Origin of the sequence: Micromonospora avicenniae (assembly GCF_900156065.1) — a bacterium.
GTDB lineage: Bacteria > Actinomycetota > Actinomycetes > Mycobacteriales > Micromonosporaceae > Micromonospora > Micromonospora avicenniae.
In genome coordinates this window covers 233,126-250,838 of record NZ_FTNF01000002.1, presented here as the reverse complement: position 1 = coordinate 250,838, position 17,713 = coordinate 233,126, and the positions used below count along the sequence as shown (strand labels likewise).

Sequence of the window (17,713 nt, the reverse complement as noted above, 5' to 3'; positions counted from 1 at the left end):
GAGGGCTGGGGCAGCGCGCTATCGAGTCTGCCCGACATCGATGCTCACCGGCTCACGTTTCGCCGTGGTGTCCGTCGCATCAACGGCCTGTTCGGCGTCGGGACCAGGGCAGGGCCGTCCGGTTTTGAGCTTCCTCACAGAATCGGTGAACATGGATCGATCCCCCGGGTCGCTCCCGGGCGTGGTCGATGGGTCCGCATCGATGCGATTCGGGGGTTTCCGGCGCGGACGCGGCGGGTGATGGAGGTGGCGCTGCGTGACAGACCCTTCACGGCAGGTCGGCCATTATGCCGCAGGCCGTTTCGTGAGCAGCGCCATACCCCCGCCGTCTGGTGCCAGGTGGAGCCGCCTAGCATCGGCCCATGACACCCGGAGAGGGGAGTCCGTTGGTGACTGCTGAGCATGCGCACGCGGAGGGGGACGGGGCCGATTCGGCAGCGTCCGTAAGCGTGTTCGACGAGATCCTGGCGGGGGTGCGCGAGGACGTCGCCCGCCGACAGGAACGGGTTCCGTTGGAGCGGATCCGGGAGTCGGCCGCCGCCGCGCCACCGCCGCTGGACGCGTACGCGGCCCTGCGGCGGCCCGGTGTCGCGGTGATCGCCGAGGTGAAGCGTTCCTCGCCGTCGAAGGGTCAGCTCGCGGAGATCGCCGACCCGGCGGACCTGGCCGGCGACTACGCGGCCGGTGGCGCACGGGCGATCAGCGTGCTGACCGAGGGGCGTTGGTTCGGCGGATCGCTGGACGATCTCGCCGCGGTCCGCGCGGCAGTGCAGGTTCCGGTGCTGCGCAAGGACTTCGTGATCTCCAGCTACCAGGTGCACGAGGCGCGGGCGTACGGCGCCGACATGGTGCTGCTGATCGTCGCCGCGCTGGAGCAGAACGCACTGGTCGGGCTGCTGGAGCGGATCGAGTCGCTGGGCATGACCGCGCTGGTCGAGGTGCACGACGAGGAGGAGGCCGACCGGGCGATGGAGGCGGGCGCTCAGGTCATCGGGGTCAATGCCCGCAACCTGCGTACCCTTGAGGTGGACCGTTCGGTGTTCGAGCGGATCGCGCCCGGCCTGCCCAGCAGCGTCGTGAAGATCGCCGAGTCCGGCGTGCGTGGCCCGCACGACCTCATCCGGTACGCCTCCGCCGGGGCCGACGCGGTCCTGGTCGGCGAGGGTCTGGTCACCCAGAAGAGCCCTCGGGAGGCGGTCGCCGAGCTGGTCAACGCCGGCAACCACCCGGCCACGCCCCGTCCGGTGCGCTGATCCCGCGCCGGCCCGCCAGCACCGAGAGGATCTTGCTATGAGCGCCGACGCGCTGGCCACCACCGGCTCCCATCCCGATGCGGCCGGTCACTTCGGCCGCCTCGGTGGTCGGTTCGTTCCCGAGGCCCTGGTGGCCGCGCTCGACGAGCTGACCGAGGCGCACCGCACGGCCATGGCCGACGAGTCGTTCCGGGCCGAGTTCGCCGCCCTGCTGCGCGACTACGCCGGCACCCCGTCGCTGCTCTACCCGGCCGAGCGGCTCTCCGCCAAGCTGGGCGCCCGGGTGCTGCTCAAGCGTGAGGACCTGAACCACACCGGCGCGCACAAGGTCCGCAACGTGCTCGGCCAGGCGCTGCTGACCCGGCGGATGGGCAAGACCCGGGTGATCGCGGAGACCGGCGCCGGGCAGCACGGGGTGGCCACCGCGACCGCGGCCGCGCTCTTCGACCTGGAGTGCGTGGTCTACATGGGCGAGGTCGACACCGAGCGGCAGGCGTTGAACGTGGCCCGGATGCGGATGCTCGGGGCCACCGTCGTCCCGGTCACCACCGGTTCCCGCACGCTCAAGGACGCCATGAACGAGGCGATGCGGGACTGGGTCGCCAACGTCGACGGCACCCACTACCTGATCGGCACGGCCGCCGGCCCGCACCCGTTCCCGTCCCTGGTGCGCGACTTCGTCCGCGGCATCGGTGACGAGGCCCGTCAGCAGTGCCTCGACCAGACCGGCGCGCTGCCCGACGCGGTGGCCGCCTGCGTCGGTGGCGGCTCCAACGCCCTCGGCATCTTCCACGCCTTCGTCGGGGATCCGGACGTGCGGTTGTACGGCTTCGAGGCCGGCGGCGACGGGCTGGCCACGGGCCGGCACGCGGCCAGCATCACCGGTGGCTCGCTCGGCGTCCTGCACGGCGCCCGCACGTACGTGCTCCAGGACGCCGACGGGCAGACGGTCGAGTCGCACTCGATCTCCGCCGGCCTGGACTACCCTGGCGTCGGGCCGGAGCACGCGTGGCTGCACGACACCGGCCGGGCCAGCTACCTGCCGGTCACCGACGACGAGGCGATGGCCGCGTTCGAACTCCTCTGCCGTACCGAGGGGATCATCCCGGCGATCGAGAGCTCCCACGCTCTCGCCGGTGCCGCCGCGATCGCCCCGAAGCTCGCGGCCGAGCTGGGCCGGGAGCCCACCATCCTGGTCAACCTCTCCGGGCGGGGCGACAAGGACGTGCACACCGCCGGCGAGTACTTCGGCATCCTCGGCAAGGAGCAGTGATGAGCCGGATCGGCATCGCCTTCGAGAAGGCGCGGGCGGAGGGACGGGCGTTGCTGGTCGGCTGCATGCCGGCCGGTTTCCCCACCGTCGAGGGCAGCATCGCGGCGATGACCGCGATGGTCGAGGCCGGGGTCGACGTGATCGAGGTGGAGATCCCGTACTCCGACCCGGTGATGGACGGCCCGGTCATCCAGAAGGCCAGCGACATCGCGCTCGCCGGCGGCGTACGCACCGCCGACACGCTGCGCATCATCGAGGCGGTCGCGGCCACCGGTGCGCCGGTGGTCACCATGACCTACTGGAACCCGATCGAGCGGTACGGGGTCGACGCGTTCGCCCGCGACCTGGACGCCGCCGGCGGCACCGGCCTGATCACCCCGGACCTCATCCCCGAGGAGGCCGACGAGTGGCTGGCCGCCTCGGACGCGTACGGGCTGGACCGCACCTTCCTGGTCGCCCCGTCCTCCACCGACGCGCGGCTGGCGATGACCGTCGAGCACTGCCGGGGCTTCGTCTACGCGACGGCGATCATGGGGGTCACCGGAGCGCGGGCGCAGACCTCCGATGCGGCGCCGGTCCTGGTCTCCCGGGTCCGGGAGGTCACCGAGATCCCGGTCGGCGTCGGCCTCGGCGTGGGCACCGGGGCGCAGGCCGGCACCGTGGGCGGGTACGCCGACGGCGTGATCGTGGGCAGCGCCCTGATCCGCTGCCTGCTCGACACCCCCGACCTCGACGCCGGGCTGGCCGCGCTGCGTACGCTCAGCGCCGAACTCGCCGAGGGTGTTCGTAACCCCGTTCGCTGAGCCGCCGCGACGCCACGACGCCGCGCGGACCCTGCGCGCCGGGCGGGCGCGCAGGGTCTTCCGGTCCAGTGCGGACGACGTCCGTCCGACTGGTAGTTGTCATTCCCGGCCCGCGTGGGCGGCCGGATCGCCACCGGAGACGAACGCGTCCCGGGGGCGTTGCACCGAGGCGAGCGACAGGATGTCGCGGCCGAACAGCGCCGCGGTCAGCCAGATCGCGAGGACCCGGGACTTCCGCTCCCAGCTGGGCACGGCCAGCACGTGGTAGCCCCGGTGCATGAGCCACGCCGGCAGGCCGGTGATGACGATGCCCCGGTACTGGAAGATGCCGCGGCCGAGACCGAGGGTCGCGATCGAGCCCAGGCTGTGGTGCAGGTACTTCTTCGGCTTCTTGCCGTGCAGGCTGGCCGCGATGTTGCGGGCGAGGAGCTTGCCCTGGCGGTAGGCGTGCTGCGCGTTGGGCACGGTGCGCGCACCCGGAACGGGCGAGGCGAGGTCGGGTACCGCCGCGTCGTCGCCGGCGGCCCAGGCGTCGGGCACCGGTTCGTCGTCGGTGCCGACCCGCAGGTCGGGCCGGACGACGATCAGGCCGCGTCCGTCGACCGGAAGGTCGGTGTGCCGGCTGATGACCGGGTTGGCGCCGTTGCCGGCGGTCCACACGATCAGTTCCGAGTCGAACTCCTCGCCGGTGGAGAGCACCACGTGCCCGCCGACCGCGGAGGTCACCTGGGTGTTGAGGTGGACCTTCGCGCCTCGCTTCTCCAACGAGCGCACCACCCAGCGTCCCGGCTTGTCGGTGACCTCGGGGAGGATGCGGCCGGACGCCTCGACGAGGTGGAAGCGGAGCTCCTCGCGATCCAGCTCGGGGTACCGCTTCAGCAGCGCGGTCGCCAGGGACAGCAGCTCGCCGAAGCCCTCGACCCCGGAGAAGCCGCCGCCGACGAAGGTGACGGTGAGCAGCCGCTGGCGTTGCGGCCCGGGCGGGAGGGTGGCGGCCTGGTCGAACGCCGTGAGCAGCCGGTCCCGGATCGCGACCGCCTCTTCGACGTGCTTGAGACCGATCGCCTGCTCGGCGATGCCGGGCACGGGGAACTTCCGGGTGACGGCGCCGGCGGTCACGACGATCAGGTCGTAGCTCCGTTCGAAGCTGTCTCCGATGGCGGGCTGCACGGTGACCACCCGGTGTTCGTGGTCGATCGCGGTCACCGTTCCGGCGACGACGTGGGTGCGGCGCAGGTGCCGCCGCAACGACACGGCGGCGTGCCGCGCCTCGATCGAGCCGGCCACGACCTCGGGCAGGAACGGCTGGTACGTCATGTACGGGCGGGGGTCGACGAGGGTGATGTCGGCCTCGCCCGGGCGGAGCTTCCGCTCGAGTTTCCAGGCGGTGTAGAAGCCGGCGTAGCCGCCACCGACGATCAGTATCTTGCGCGTGATGTTCACGGGGTTTTCCCCTCCGCCGGACGTACCGCCGGCAAACTCGGATTACTCCTATCCGAATAATACTCGGATAGATGTTGTCCGAATCAACCGCCGTCGTTACGCTCAGAGCGTGAGACTGTCCGGCGGAGTCGAATCGGCGCTGCACTGCTGCGTGGCGCTCACCGCGGCGGATGGCCCGGTGCCCGCGGCCCGGCTGGCGGAGCTGCACGGCGTCTCGGCGACGTACCTCGCCAAGCACCTGCAGGCACTGTCCCGAGCGGGGTTGATGCACTCCGTGCAGGGCAAGGCCGGCGGGTACGTGTTGACACGTTCGCCGGAGGAGATCACGGTCCTGGACGTGGTCGAGGCGATCGAGGGCCCCCGGTCGACGTTCGTCTGCACCGAGATCCGGCAGCGGGGCCCGCTGGCCGTGTCGCCCGACGACTGCACCGTATCCTGCGTGATCGCCCGCACCATGACCGCAGCCGACCGTGCCTGGCGCGCCGCGCTCCGGGAGGTGTCCATAGCCGACCTGCGCAGCGCGGTGGGCGAGGACCACGGCGTCGACGTGCTGGCCCGGATCGGCGACTGGCTGCGCTCCCCCCTCCCCTGACCCCCCATCCCGTCGCTCCCACCCCCCACCCCCCACCTCGGCGCGCTCGTTCACGGAAAGAGTGCCCATCCCGGCGCGGATGGGCACTCTTTCCGTGAACTTGCGCGACGTCCGGGCGTGGAGGTGGGGTGGGGGTGGTCAGGGGTGTGGGGCGGGTTCTGTCGGTGGTCGCTGAGCGCGTTGGTTGGGGGCGCGGAGCGGGACGGGGGTGGCGCGCAGCACCCCGGAGCGGCCGGCGAGCGCGTCCGTGAGCGCCGCGCGGGTGGTCGGTGTGAGGGCCTCCGGCAACGCGGCGGGCTCGTGCCAGGAGATCAGGCAACCTCCCGCCGGCTGGGCCGTCGGCCCGGAGCCCTGCGTCCGGGCCCGGAACACGTGCACCAGGACGTCCGACGGCGGCCCGGCTCGCCCGGGCGGCGCCGGGTCGCTCAGCTGGTAGAGGCCGACCAGATCGACCACCTCGATCTCCCAGCCGGTCTCGACGCGGACGTCCCGGAGAGCCGCGGGCAGCGGGCTCTCCGCCCGGTGCAGCCGTCCCCCGGGCAGCGCGTGCGGGCGCTCGCCGCGGCCCTGCCGGCAGAGCAGCACCCGGCCGGTGTCGTCGGTGACGACCGCGGCCACCGCCCAGGTGAGCCGACTCATGGACAAAGAGCCTACGGCGACGCAAACCAGAAGTCATCGCGACGGCCCGACGCTCCGCCCGGGGTGCCACTCCGGGGCCTCACAGCGGTACCGTGTGCAACCGTGACCCTCGCCTCGTTGTCCCCCCAGGCGGCCCTGCCCAGCCCGACGACCGCCGTCTGGCAGCTCGGGCCGCTGCCGGTGCGGGCGTACGCGCTCTGCATCATCGTCGGCATCCTGGTGGCCTGCCTGGTGACCGAATACCGGTTGCGCCGGCGTGGGGTGGCGCCGGGTGCGGTGCTGGACATCGCGGTCTGGGCCGTCCCGGCCGGCATCATCGGCGCCCGGATCTACCACGTGATCACCTCGCCTGAAAAGTACTTCGGCGCCGGTGGCGACCCGATGAAGGCGTTCGCCATCTGGGAGGGCGGCCTGGGCATCTGGGGCGCGGTGGCCGGCGGCGCGATCGGCGCGTGGATCGCCGCCCGGCAGCTGGGCATCCCGCTCACGGTGGTGGCGGACGCCCTCGCGCCGGGTCTGCCCATCGCGCAGGCGATCGGCCGGTTCGGCAACTGGTTCAACAACGAGCTGTTCGGTGGCCCCACCACCCTGCCCTGGGGCCTGCAGGTCCACCGGATGGACCCGGACAATCCCGGGCACGCGCTGCGCGATGACACCGGTCAGCCGATCCTCGAACCGGGCCTCTTCCACCCGACGTTCGCCTACGAGGCGATCTGGAACATCGGCGTCGCGGCGCTCGTGTTCCTGCTCGACCGTAAGCTCCGCCTCGGCCGGGGCCGGGCGTTCGCGCTCTACGTGATGGGTTACACCGCCGGCCGGTTCTGGATCGAGATGATGCGCACCGACGAGGCGAACACCATCCTCGGCGTCCGGCTCAACGTCTGGACCGCGGGGCTGGTCTTCCTCGGGGCGCTGATCTACTTCGTGCGGGTACGCGGTCCCCGCGAGTACATGATCCCGCTGAACGCCCCCGCCACGGTCCCCGCCGCGCCGACCGGGTCCGACGTCTCCCAGGTCGACCTCTCGGCCCGCGAGGCCGGGCCACGCCCCGCCGCGCCCGACGGCTACCGCGTGGTCACCGAGGAACAGTTCCGGGCCTACCAGGAGACCGGCGCGGTTCCCGCCGAACCGGAGGCCGGTGCGCAGGCCGACGCGATCCGGGCCACCGCCGACGAAGAGCCGCGCCGCGACGACGAAGAGCCGCGCCGCGACGACGCCGAGTCGCCCCGCGAGGACGATCGGGCCGGCGCGAACGGCCCCGGCCCGGCCGACCGCGAGAGCTGACGGAGGAGAGCGACCCCATGCGTAGCGCGGTGGTGGTCGGCGCCGGCATCGGCGGCCTGTCGGTCGCCGGCGCGCTGGCCCGATCCGGCTGGCAGGTCACCCTGCTGGAACGGTCCGACCGGGTGCGCCCCGAGCCGACCGCGGTGGTGCTCTGGCCCAACGGGGTGCGCGCGCTGCTGGCGCTCGGCCTCGGCGCGGGGCTCGACGCGATCGCCACCCCGCTGCCCGACGGCGGTATCCGGCGCCCCGACGGGCACTGGCTGGTGCAGCCGCAGGCCCTGCCGGCCGATCGGATGCCGGTCGTGGTGCACCGGGAGGACCTGCACGACGCCCTGATCGCCGGGCTCGGCGACCGGGTCGAGCTGCGTACCGGCGTGACAGTGCGGACCGTACGCGCCGACGCGGGGGAGCGGCCGGCGGTGGGGGACGGCCGGCAGACCTTCGAGGCCGACCTGGTGGTCGCCGCCGACGGCGCCGACAGCCAGATCCGTCAGCGGCTCGCACCCGCCGCGAAGGTGGTCAGCTCCGGCTCGGCGGCGTGGCGCGCGGTCATCCCGTGGTACCGGGCGCCCCAACTGCCCACCGGCCAGCGGGTCGGCGGCGAGGTGCTCGGTGCCGGCTACCGCTTCGTCTCCGCCTCGCTCGGCGACCGGGGGTCGTCGGGCGGCTCCACCCGGGGTGGCATCTACTGGGTGGCCACCGCGGCCGGCGCGGCCCGCCCCGAGCCGCCGGAGACCCAGCTCGCGCTGCTGCGCCGCTGGTACGCCGGCTGGCCGGCCCCGATCGGGGAACTGCTCGAGGCCACCGACCCGGCCGATCTGGTCCAGCAGGAGATCCGCGAGCTGCGCCCGCTGCCGCGCGCGTACGGCTTCCCGGCCGGCCCGGGTGGGGTGGTGCTCCTCGGTGACGCCGCGCACGCCATGCCGCCCCACCTCGGGCGGGGCGCCTGCCTCGCGTTCGAGGACGCGGCCACCCTCGCCGGGCTGCTGCGGGAGTCGACGTTGCCGGACGCCGTCGCCGCGTACGACCGGGTGCGCCGGCCCCGTGCGGCCGGCATGGTCCGGCAGACCCGCCGGATGTCGGCGGTGCTGCAGGCCCGGGGCCGGCTGGCGCTGCGCGCCCGCGACGCGGCGCTGGGCACGCTCACGCCGCGGCTGATCAACACCGCCGCCACCAACGCGGCCCAGTGGCGTCCCCCGACCTGACCGACCCGTCCCGGCCCGGCTGAGCGGACCGGGTCGGACCGGTGCCCCGGCGTCACGGGCGGACCGGGTCGGACCGGTGCCTCGGCGTCGCGGGCGGGCCGGGTCAGGAGATCAGCGCGGCGGGTTCGGCTATGCAGGCGGTGCCGATGCGGCGGAAACCGACGCGTAGGTAGACGCGGGCGATCTCCTCGCTGCCCGCGGAGAGGAACACCACGTCGGTGCCGGCCGCGAGCAGTTCGCGAGCGAGCGCCGCGGTGACCGCCGCGCCGAGCCCGCGACGGCGGGCGGCGGGCAGGACTCCCACTCCGGCGATCTCGGCGACGCCGTCCACCCGCATGGCCATCCCGCTGGCGAGCGTCCCCTCGGCGGGGGTACCGGCCAGCGCGGTGAGCCGCCGGCCGTCCGCGATGCGGGCGCGCTCCTCGTCGAGCGCGGCGTTATCCAGTTCGACGACGGCCGCGTCCCGCTGCGCCGGTCCGGCCTCGCCCCGGGCCGTGCCGCCGTACGCGAACGCCACGGCGGCGACGGCCCGCCGGGCGGCCACGGCGGCGGCGAAGTCGGGCGCGTCCGGTTCGAGTACCCGCACCGGTACGTCACCGAGCGTCGCCGGGTCGGGCAGCGCCTGCGGGTCGAGCACCATCAGGGGCGCCTCCAGCACGGACAACCCTGCCGAGCGGGCCACCGGCAGGAACTCCGGCGTGATCTCGTGCACCCACTCGAACGCCTCGGGCAGGCCCAGTTCCCGTTGCCGTTCCCGGACCGTATTGACGTCGGCCAGCGAGGGCGGGTCGGGCGTGCCCAGCCGGGGGCGGGCGTAGAACGGGAATCCGGCTCCGTCGCGGACGAAGAGCACCAGAGCGCCGTGCTCCTCGACACGAGCCGCGTCACGGGGCACCGCGTCGTAGAAGTGTTCGAGCCGGTCGAAGAGGCCCTTGTGCGCAGGATCCACCGCGCGAGACTACCTGTCCCAGACTCTGGAAGGTGTGATCAATCTGGACTGGCCTTGCGCGTCGCGCCCTAACGTAGACTCAATAGACCCACGCGGGCCGACGTCGTCCCCACCATGATCCACCCTGAGTGACGACAGGAGGCCCGGTGGCCCTTCCGTACCCGCAGCAGCCGGTCCCGACTCACGGCCCCGGGGGGCCCACGGCCGGGCTGTACGACCCCGCGTTCGAGCACGACGCCTGCGGCGTGGCCTTCGTGGCCGACCTGCACGGCCGGCGCTCGCACACGGTCGTCGCGAACGGTCTCGCCGCGTTGTGCCGGCTCGATCACCGGGGCGCGCGCGGCGCCGAGCCGAACACCGGCGACGGCGCGGGCATCATGATCCAGGTGCCGGACGCGTTCCTGCGTGCCGTGGTGGACTTCCCGCTGCCGCCGGCCGGCGACTACGCCACGGGCCTGGTCTTCCTGCCCGACAGCGACGCGGCCGAGGCCCTCGCCCGTCGCGTCGTCGAGAAGTACGCCCTGGTCGAAGGGGCCGAGGTGCTCGGCTGGCGCGATGTGCCGGTGGACCCGAGCGGGCTCGGCGAGACGGCTCTCGCCGCGATGCCCCGGATCCGGCAGCTCTTCCTGGCCGCCCGTCGGCTCACCGACGCACCGGCCGGGCCGGCCGGCTCGCCGTTGCACGGGGTCGAGCTGGACCGGGTGGCGTTCTGTCTGCGCAAGCAGGCCGAGCGGGAGACCGCCGAGCGGGGCGTGCCGGCGTACTTCCCGTCGCTGTCGGCGCGCACGATGGTCTGGAAGGGGATGCTCACCCCCGACCAGCTGCCGGCGTTCTATCCCGAGCTGACCGACGAGCGGCTGGCGAGCGCCATCGCGCTCGTGCACTCCCGGTTCTCCACCAACACGTTCCCGTCCTGGCCGCTGGCGCACCCGTACCGGTTCATCGCCCACAACGGCGAGATCAACACCATCCGCGGTAACCGGAACTGGATGCAGGCACGTGAGGCTCTGCTGCGCAGCCCGGACCTGCCCGGCAACATCCGGCGGATCTTCCCGGTCTGCACTCCGGGTGCCTCCGACTCGGCGAACTTCGACGAGGTCCTCGAGCTGCTGCACCTCGCGGGGCGGAGCCTGCCGCACGCGGTGCTGATGATGATCCCCGAGGCGTGGGAGAACGACCCGGGCATGCGCCCGGACAAGCGCGATTTCTACCGCTTCCACGCCAGCCTGATGGAGCCGTGGGACGGGCCCGCCTCGGTCGCCTTCACCGACGGCGAGATCGTCGGCGCGGTGCTGGACCGCAACGGGCTGCGTCCGGGGCGCTGGTGGCGTACCGACGACGGGCTCGTGGTGCTCGGCAGTGAGGCGGGCGTGCTCGACCTCGACCCGGCCCGGGTGGTCGCGAAGGGGCGGCTCCAGCCCGGGAGGATGTTCCTCGTCGACACCGCCGCCGGGCGGATCGTGCACGACGACGAGATCAAGGCCGGGTTGGCCGCCGCGCAGCCGTACGGGGAGTGGCTGCACGCCGGGCTCATCGAGCTGACCGACCTGCCGGCCCGCGAGCACATCGTCTACACCCACGACTCGGTACGCCGCCGCCAGCAGACCTTCGGCTACACGGAGGAGGAGCTGAAGATCCTGCTCGCCCCGATGGCGCGTACCGGGGCCGAGCCGATCGGCTCGATGGGCACGGACACCCCGATCGCGCCGCTGTCCACCCGGCCGCGGCTGCTCTACGACTACTTCCATCAGCTCTTCGCGCAGGTCACCAACCCGCCGCTGGACGCCATCCGGGAGGAGCTGGTCACCAGCCTCAGCTCCCGGATCGGGCCGGAGGGGAACCTGCTCGATCCGGGTCCGGCGAGCTGCCGGCAGATCGTGCTGCCGTACCCGGTGATCGACAACGACGAGCTGGCCAAGATCCTCTCCATCGACGAGGACGGCGACCTGCCCGGCTTCAAGGCCGTCCGGGTCTCCGGGCTCTATCGCATCCGGGAGGGCGCGGCCGGGATCAAGGCGCGGCTGACCGAGATCTGCCGGCACGTCTCCGAGGCGATCGAGGACGGCGTACGGATCCTCGTCCTCTCCGACCGCGACTCCAACGCGGACCTGGCGCCGATCCCGTCGCTGCTGCTGACCGCGGCGGTGCACCAGCACCTCGTCCGGGAGCAGACCCGTACCCAGGTGGCGCTGGTCGTGGAGTCCGGTGACTGCCGCGAGGTGCACCACGCGGCGGTGCTCATCGGCTACGGCGCGGCGGCGGTCAACCCGTACCTGGCCTTCGAGTCGGTGGAGGACATGATCTCCACGCGGGCGCTGGTCGGGGTGGAGCCCGCCACCGCGGTCCGCAACTACGTCAAGGCGCTCGGCAAGGGCGTCCTGAAGATCATGTCGAAGATGGGCATCTCGACGGTCTCGTCGTACTGCGGCGCGCAGGTCTTCGAGGCGGTCGGGCTGGACACCCGCCTGGTCGAGCGCTACTTCCGGGGTACGCCCAGCAAGATCGGCGGCATCGGGCTGGCCGGTATCCACGCCGAGGTCGCCGCCCGCCACGCCCTCGCCTGGCCGGCGCCCGGCGCCCCCGCCGCCGAGCGGCTGGAGGTCGGCGGCGAGTACCAGTGGCGCCGCGAGGGCGAGCTGCACCTGTTCAACCCCGAGACGGTCTTCCTGCTGCAGCACGCCACCCGCAGCCGCCAGTACGACATCTTCAAGCGGTACACCGCGAAGGTCGATGCGCTGGCGGCCGACTCGGGCTCCCTGCGTGGCCTGTTCGCCCTGCGCGCCGACGTGCGCCCGCCAGTGCCGCTGGACGAGGTGGAACCGGCCACCGAGATCGTGAAGCGTTTCGCCACGGGTGCGATGTCGTACGGCTCGATCTCGGCGGAGGCGCACGAGACCCTGGCGGTCGCCATGAACCGCCTCGGCGGCAAGTCCAACACCGGCGAGGGCGGCGAGGACGCCGAACGGCTCCACGACCCGGCCCGCCGTTCGGCGGTGAAGCAGATCGCCAGCGGCCGGTTCGGGGTGACCACCGAGTACCTGGTGAACGCGGACGACCTCCAGATCAAGATGGCTCAGGGGGCGAAGCCCGGTGAGGGCGGGCAGCTGCCGGGCAACAAGGTGTGGCCGTGGATCGCCCGGACCCGGCACGCCACTCCCGGCGTCGGCTTGATCTCACCGCCGCCGCACCACGACATCTACTCCATCGAGGACCTCGCCCAGTTGGTGCACGACCTGAAGTGCGTCAACCCCGCGGCCCGGGTGCACGTCAAGCTGGTCAGCGAGGTGGGCGTCGGCACCGTGGCGGCGGGGGTGGCGAAGCTCAAGGCGGACGTCATCCTGATCTCCGGCCACGACGGCGGCACCGGCGCGTCACCGCTGAACTCGCTGAAGCACGCCGGTACGCCGTGGGAGCTGGGGCTCGCCGAGGCACAGCAGACGCTGCTGCTGAACAACCTCCGCGACCGGGTCACCGTCCAGGTCGACGGCCAGCTCAAGACCGGCCGGGACGTGCTTGTCGCGGCGCTGCTCGGCGCCGAGGAGTTCGGTTTCGCCACCGCGCCGCTGATCGTCGCGGGCTGCGTGATGATGCGGGTCTGCCACCTGGACACCTGCCCGGTGGGTATCGCCACCCAGAACCCGGTGCTGCGGGAGCGGTTCACCGGCACGCCGGAGTTCGTGGAGAACTTCTTCCTCTTCCTCGCCGAGGAGGTCCGCGGCTACCTCGCCGAGCTGGGTTTCCGCTCGATCGACGAGGCGATCGGGCACAGCGAGCTGCTCGACGTGGTGCCGGCCATCGAGAACTGGAAGGCGCAGGGGCTCGACCTCGCGCCGGTGCTGCACCTGCCCGAGCTGCCGGCGGACGCGGCCCGCCGCGGCGTACGAGCGCAGGACCACGGCCTGGACCGGGCGCTGGACAACGAGCTGATCGGGCTCGCCGAGCCGGCGCTGCGCGACGGCACACCGGTCCGCGTCGAGCTGGCCATCCGCAACGACCACCGCAGCGTCGGCGCGATGCTGGGTGGGGAGGTGGTGCGCCGTCGTGGTGGCGCCGGGCTGCCCGACGACACCGTGGAGGTCGCGCTGCACGGCACCGCCGGGCAGTCCTTCGGCGCGTTCCTGCCGCGTGGGGTGACCCTGCGGCTGACCGGCGACGCCAACGACTACGTCGGCAAGGGGCTCTCCGGCGGCCGGATCATCGTCCGTCCGGATCCGGCCGCTCCGTTCGTCGACCCGGACGCCGCAGCCGGGCAGCGGGCCGAGGACCAGATCGTCGCGGGCAACACCATCCTGTACGGCGCAACCGGCGGTGAGCTGTTCCTGCGCGGCCGGGTGGGGGAGCGCTTCGCGGTGCGCAACTCGGGCGCGGTGGCCGTCGTCGAGGGTGTCGGCGACCACGGCTGCGAGTACATGACCGGCGGGACGGTGGTCGTGCTCGGTCCGACCGGACGCAACTTCGCCGCCGGTATGTCCGGTGGCACCGCGTTCGTCCATCGGCTCGACCGGGCCCAGGTCAATGCCGAGATGGTCGACCTCACGCCGTTGCGCGAGGAGGAGCAGGCGGTGCTGCACGAGCTGGTGCAGCGGCACTTCGCCGAGACCGACTCGGCGATCGCCGCCGAGCTGCTCAAACGCTGGCCGGAGGCGGTGGCGGAGTTCGTCGCCGTGGTGCCCCGGGACTACCGCCGGGTGCTGGAGATCATGCGGGCCGCCGAAGCCGCCGGCCGTGACGTCGACGACGCGGTGATGAGCGCGCTGGCGGCGTCAGCCGCTCCGGCGGCGCAACCCGCGCCCTCGTCCATGCCGGTGCCGCCCGCGCCGCGGGCGGCCGCCCAGGAGGTGGCTCGTGCCTGACCCGAACGGTTTCCTGCGCTATCCGCGGCGGATGCCGGCCCGCCGGCCGGTGCCGGTGCGGATCTCCGACTGGCGCGAGGTGTACCCGCCGGCCGGCGAGGAGCTGATCCGCGAGCAGGCCACCCGGTGCATGGACTGCGGCATTCCCTTCTGCCACGACGGCTGCCCGCTGGGCAACCGCATCCCGGACTGGAACGACCTGGTCCGTACCGGCAACTGGGACGCCGCGGTGGCGTCGCTGCACGCGACCAACAACTTCCCCGAGTTCACCGGCCGGCTCTGCCCGGCCCCGTGCGAGGCCGCCTGCGTGCTCGGCATCGGCGGGGGTGACCCGGTGACGATCAAGCAGGTCGAGGTGGAGATCGCCGACGCGGCGGTGGCCCGGGACGGGCTGCGGCCGCGACCGGCGGCGCGGGCCACCGGCCGCTCGGTGGCCGTGGTCGGCTCCGGCCCCGCCGGGCTCGCCGCGGCGCAGCAGCTTGCGCGCGCGGGGCACGCCGTCACGGTGTACGAGCGGGACGACGCGCTCGGCGGTCTGCTCCGGTACGGCATCCCGGACTTCAAGCTGGAGAAGCAGCACATCGACCGACGGCTGGCGCAGCTCGCCGCCGAGGGCGTCGAGTTCCGCACCGGCGTCGCCGTCGGGGTGGACGTGACCGCCGAGCAGCTGCGGGACCGGCACGACGCGGTGCTCCTGGCCTGCGGCGCGCTGGCCGGCCGGGACGTCCCGGAGACTCCGGGGCGGGGGCTTCGCGGCGTACACCAGGCCATGGAGCACCTGGTCGCGTCGAACCGGGTGGTCGCGGCGGCCGGCGGCGGCCGGCCGGCGAAGGCCGTGCTGCCCGACGGTACGCCGATCGACGCCGCCGGCAAGCACATCGTGATCATCGGCGGTGGCGACACGGCCGCGGACTGCCTCGGGGTGGCCCACCGGCAGGGGGCGGCCGGCGTGCACCAGCTCGACCTCTACCCGCAGCCGCCGCTGGCCCGCGACGAGGCTCGCGACCCGTGGCCGACCTGGCCGTGGATCCTGCGCAGCTACCCGGCGCACGAGGAGGGTGGCGAGCGGGTCTTCGCGGTCGCGGTGCAGGAGTTCGTCGACGACGGCACCGGGCAGGTACGGGCCGTCCGGATCGTCGAGGTGACCGTGGAGAAGCGGGACGGCCGGCGCATCGTCACCCCGGTGCCCGGTACCGAGCGGGAGCTGCCCGCCGACCTGGTGCTGCTGGCGATCGGCTTCGAGGGGACCGAGCAGCAGCCGCTGCTGGCCCAGTTCGGGGTGCGCCGCAACGCGCGTGGCGCGGTGGACGCGCGGCCGGACTGGCAGACCGACGCCGACGGGGTCTTCGTCGCCGGTGACATGCACCGGGGAGCCTCGCTGATCGTCTGGGCGATCGCCGAGGGGCGGGCGGCGGCTGCGGCCGTCCACGCGTACCTCGGTGGCGGCGGGACGCTGCCGGCCCCGGTCGACCCGGCCGCCCAGCCGCTCGCCGCCCGCTGACGCGGGGCCGGGCCACCTCAGCCGCCACATCGGCCCCGGCACCGCCCCGGTTCCTCGTGGACCGGGGCGGGCCGCGTGAACCCGCTCACGAAGACGGGCAAATCGGGCCAACCGTCGCCACACTTGGCGACGGCCGATCGCGTGCGTCCCGGCCCTGTCATGACGCTGTCTGGTCGGGAGGTTGTGCCGTGGCGTTTGGTGCCACGTTCGCCGCGTTGCGTCACCGGAACTACCGGATCTGGGCCGTCGCCGGGTTCGTGTCGGTGATCGGCACCTGGATGCAGGTGCTCGGAGTCAACTGGTACGTGCTGGCGCGTACCGGCTCGGCGACCTCCATGGGCTTCGCCATCCTCCTGCAGGCCATCCCCACGCTGCTGCTCAGCGTCTGGGGCGGCGCCCTGGCCGACCGGCTGCCCGCGAAACCGCTGCTGATCGGAGCGCAGGGGGCGCACGCGGCGCTGGCGGCGAGCCTGGCGTTCGTCGCCCTGACCGGCACCGGCGGGCTGCCGGCGATCTACGCGATCTCGCTCGCCGCCGGCGCGGTCTCGGCGATCGAGGGTCCGGTGATGGGCCGGTGGTCCTCCACGCTGGTGGACCGGGAGAGCCTCGGAAACGCCCTCGCGCTCGGCTCGCTCACCAACTCCGCCGGCCGCATCCTCGGCATGAGCGCCGGCGCCGTCGTAGTCGCCGCCGTCGGCCCCGCGCTGCTGTTCGTGATCAACGCCGTGAGCTTCGTGGCGGTGGTGGCGGCCCTGTTCCTGGTACGCGAGCGCGAGCGGCACGTCGGCGAACAGCCAGCCGAGCCGGGACGTACGGACGACGGCGGCATCCGGGCCGGCTTCCGTTACCTGCTCGGCCAGCCGGTGGTGCTCGTCGCGCTCGCCCTGTCGTTCGTGCTCGGCAGCCTCGGCCGCAACTATCAGGTGACCATGGCCGCGATGAGCGACGGGCCGCTGGGCGGTGGCGCCGGCGGCTACGGCTTCCTCTCCACCGTCTTCGCGGTGGGCACCGTGCTCGGCGCGCTCGTCGCCGCTCGCAGCCGCAGCCTGGGCTACGGCGTCCTGATCGGCGCGGGTCTGCTCGCGAGCGGGTTGCAGATCGTCGCCGGGCTCGCGCCGGGAACCCTGAGCTTCGCCGCGGTGATCCTGCCGATCGCCGCCGCCGCGGTGATCATCGACACCACCGTCGGCACCCGGGCCCAACTCGACACCGACTACCTGATGCGCGGGCGGGTGCTGGCCGCGCTGGCGGTCACCGGCTCGGTCTCCTCGGCCGTCGGCGCACCGCTGCTCGGCTGGCTCTCCGAGCATGTCGGCCCCCGGCAGACGCTGGTGCTGGCCGGCGTCGGCGCGGCCGTCGGCACCCTCGCCGCCGGTGCGGCCCTGGACGGTCTCCGGGGCCGGGTGCTTCGGGGCCGGGTGGCCGGGGCGCTGGCCGGACCCGCGGTGCGGCGTCCGATGCGCCGGGTCGCCTGGACGGCGGCCCGCGTCGTACGCCCCGCGTCGACCCTGGCCCGCGCGGTGCGGCCGGTCTTCCCGGCCCCGCGCCCGGCCGGTGCCGTCGGCTCCACCCGCCGGCCGGTGCCGCCCCGCCCCGCCGCCGGTCGACCGGCGCCCGCGCAGCCTTCGCACGTCCCGCACCGACCGTCGTCGGCGCATCAGGCCTCGCCGCTCGGGGAGCCCGCCGTGCCGGCCGGCGCCCTCGGCCGGCCCGGTTCCTGAGGTGAGCGCGACCCGGTAGCCGTCCGACGCCGGTGACCCGGACGACCACGGGGGGAAATCGTCATGGCCGGCGGCAGTGACCGAAGCGATCGCGGCTGCGGCCGCGGCGAACGGGTGCCGGCCGTCACGACGCGTGCCGCGCGGTGCTGTCACGGTCTCACCACCGTCCGTTATGGTCCTCGCGGATGGCCCGTGAC

Annotated in this window: 12 protein-coding genes; 9 read left to right on the top strand and 3 right to left on the bottom strand. The window is 73.5% G+C overall.

Features of this window, described 5'->3' with window-relative positions; genetic code table 11:
- Positions 1 to 449: 449 nt before the first annotated feature.
- From trpC to trpA, 3 genes are read left to right on the top strand one after another with little or no spacing between them, the layout of a single operon-like run.
- Complete coding sequence (trpC, locus tag BXA10_RS04420) at positions 450 to 1,253, top strand: indole-3-glycerol phosphate synthase TrpC (RefSeq protein ID WP_175649107.1); 804 nt, start codon at positions 450 to 452, stop codon at positions 1,251 to 1,253.
- 37 nt (positions 1,254 to 1,290) lie between these two features.
- On the top strand, positions 1,291 to 2,526 hold the full coding sequence (trpB, locus tag BXA10_RS04415) for a tryptophan synthase subunit beta (protein WP_076467789.1): 1,236 nt from the start codon (positions 1,291 to 1,293) through the stop codon (positions 2,524 to 2,526).
- Positions 2,526 to 3,329, top strand: a complete 804-nt coding sequence (gene trpA, locus BXA10_RS04410; RefSeq protein ID WP_076467788.1) for a tryptophan synthase subunit alpha — start codon at positions 2,526 to 2,528, stop codon at positions 3,327 to 3,329. Before trpB ends, trpA begins: the two co-directional genes overlap by 1 nt.
- 99 nt (positions 3,330 to 3,428) lie before the next feature.
- Here the strand turns inward: trpA and BXA10_RS04405 are convergent, their stop codons facing one another.
- A complete protein-coding gene (locus BXA10_RS04405; RefSeq protein ID WP_245828128.1) occupies positions 3,429 to 4,772 on the bottom strand; it encodes an NAD(P)/FAD-dependent oxidoreductase in 1,344 nt (447 codons plus the stop codon).
- Positions 4,773 to 4,881: 109 nt separating this feature from the next.
- Between BXA10_RS04405 and BXA10_RS04400 the strand changes: the two genes are divergently transcribed.
- Positions 4,882 to 5,364: an RrF2 family transcriptional regulator gene (locus tag BXA10_RS04400; RefSeq protein ID WP_076467786.1), complete on the top strand. Its 483-nt coding sequence runs from the start codon at positions 4,882 to 4,884 to the stop codon at positions 5,362 to 5,364.
- 138 nt (positions 5,365 to 5,502) lie between these two features.
- Here the strand turns inward: BXA10_RS04400 and BXA10_RS04395 are convergent, their stop codons facing one another.
- Positions 5,503 to 6,003 (bottom strand): NUDIX hydrolase, encoded by a 501-nt coding sequence (locus tag BXA10_RS04395; protein WP_076467784.1) that lies wholly within the window; start codon positions 6,001 to 6,003, stop codon positions 5,503 to 5,505.
- Positions 6,004 to 6,105: 102 nt separating this feature from the next.
- Between BXA10_RS04395 and lgt the strand changes: the two genes are divergently transcribed.
- Both lgt and BXA10_RS04385 read left to right on the top strand, forming a co-directional pair.
- Entirely contained in the window at positions 6,106 to 7,287 is a 1,182-nt protein-coding gene (gene lgt / locus BXA10_RS04390; RefSeq protein WP_076467782.1) for a prolipoprotein diacylglyceryl transferase, read from the top strand.
- 17 nt (positions 7,288 to 7,304) lie between these two features.
- Positions 7,305 to 8,492: an FAD-dependent oxidoreductase gene (locus BXA10_RS04385; protein WP_076467780.1), complete on the top strand. Its 1,188-nt coding sequence runs from the start codon at positions 7,305 to 7,307 to the stop codon at positions 8,490 to 8,492.
- Between the two features lie 103 nt (positions 8,493 to 8,595).
- Here the strand turns inward: BXA10_RS04385 and BXA10_RS04380 are convergent, their stop codons facing one another.
- Positions 8,596 to 9,441: a GNAT family N-acetyltransferase gene (locus BXA10_RS04380; protein ID WP_076467778.1), complete on the bottom strand. Its 846-nt coding sequence runs from the start codon at positions 9,439 to 9,441 to the stop codon at positions 8,596 to 8,598.
- A gap of 146 nt (positions 9,442 to 9,587) precedes the next feature.
- On the opposite strand from BXA10_RS04380, the gene gltB reads away from it, so the two are divergent.
- From gltB to BXA10_RS04365, 3 genes are all read left to right on the top strand, one after another.
- Positions 9,588 to 14,294: a glutamate synthase large subunit gene (gene gltB / locus BXA10_RS04375; protein ID WP_076467776.1), complete on the top strand. Its 4,707-nt coding sequence runs from the start codon at positions 9,588 to 9,590 to the stop codon at positions 14,292 to 14,294.
- Positions 14,287 to 15,795 carry a glutamate synthase subunit beta gene (locus tag BXA10_RS04370; RefSeq protein ID WP_076467774.1) on the top strand — a complete coding sequence of 503 codons (1,509 nt, stop codon included), beginning with the start codon at positions 14,287 to 14,289 and terminating at the stop codon, positions 15,793 to 15,795. The genes gltB and BXA10_RS04370 overlap by 8 nt, the downstream gene beginning before the upstream one ends.
- 188 nt (positions 15,796 to 15,983) lie before the next feature.
- A complete protein-coding gene (locus tag BXA10_RS04365; protein ID WP_245828127.1) occupies positions 15,984 to 17,516 on the top strand; it encodes an MFS transporter in 1,533 nt (510 codons plus the stop codon).
- The last annotated feature ends 197 nt before the right edge of the window (positions 17,517 to 17,713 follow it).

Coding starts and splice junctions, on each gene's coding strand:
- trpB (WP_076467789.1), top strand. CDS start 1,291: ATGAGCGCCGACGCGCTGGCCACCACCGGCTCCCATCCCGATGCGGCC.
- trpA (WP_076467788.1), top strand. CDS start 2,526: ATGAGCCGGATCGGCATCGCCTTCGAGAAGGCGCGGGCGGAGGGACGG.
- BXA10_RS04395 (WP_076467784.1), bottom strand. CDS start 6,003: ATGAGTCGGCTCACCTGGGCGGTGGCCGCGGTCGTCACCGACGACACC.
- BXA10_RS04385 (WP_076467780.1), top strand. CDS start 7,305: ATGCGTAGCGCGGTGGTGGTCGGCGCCGGCATCGGCGGCCTGTCGGTC.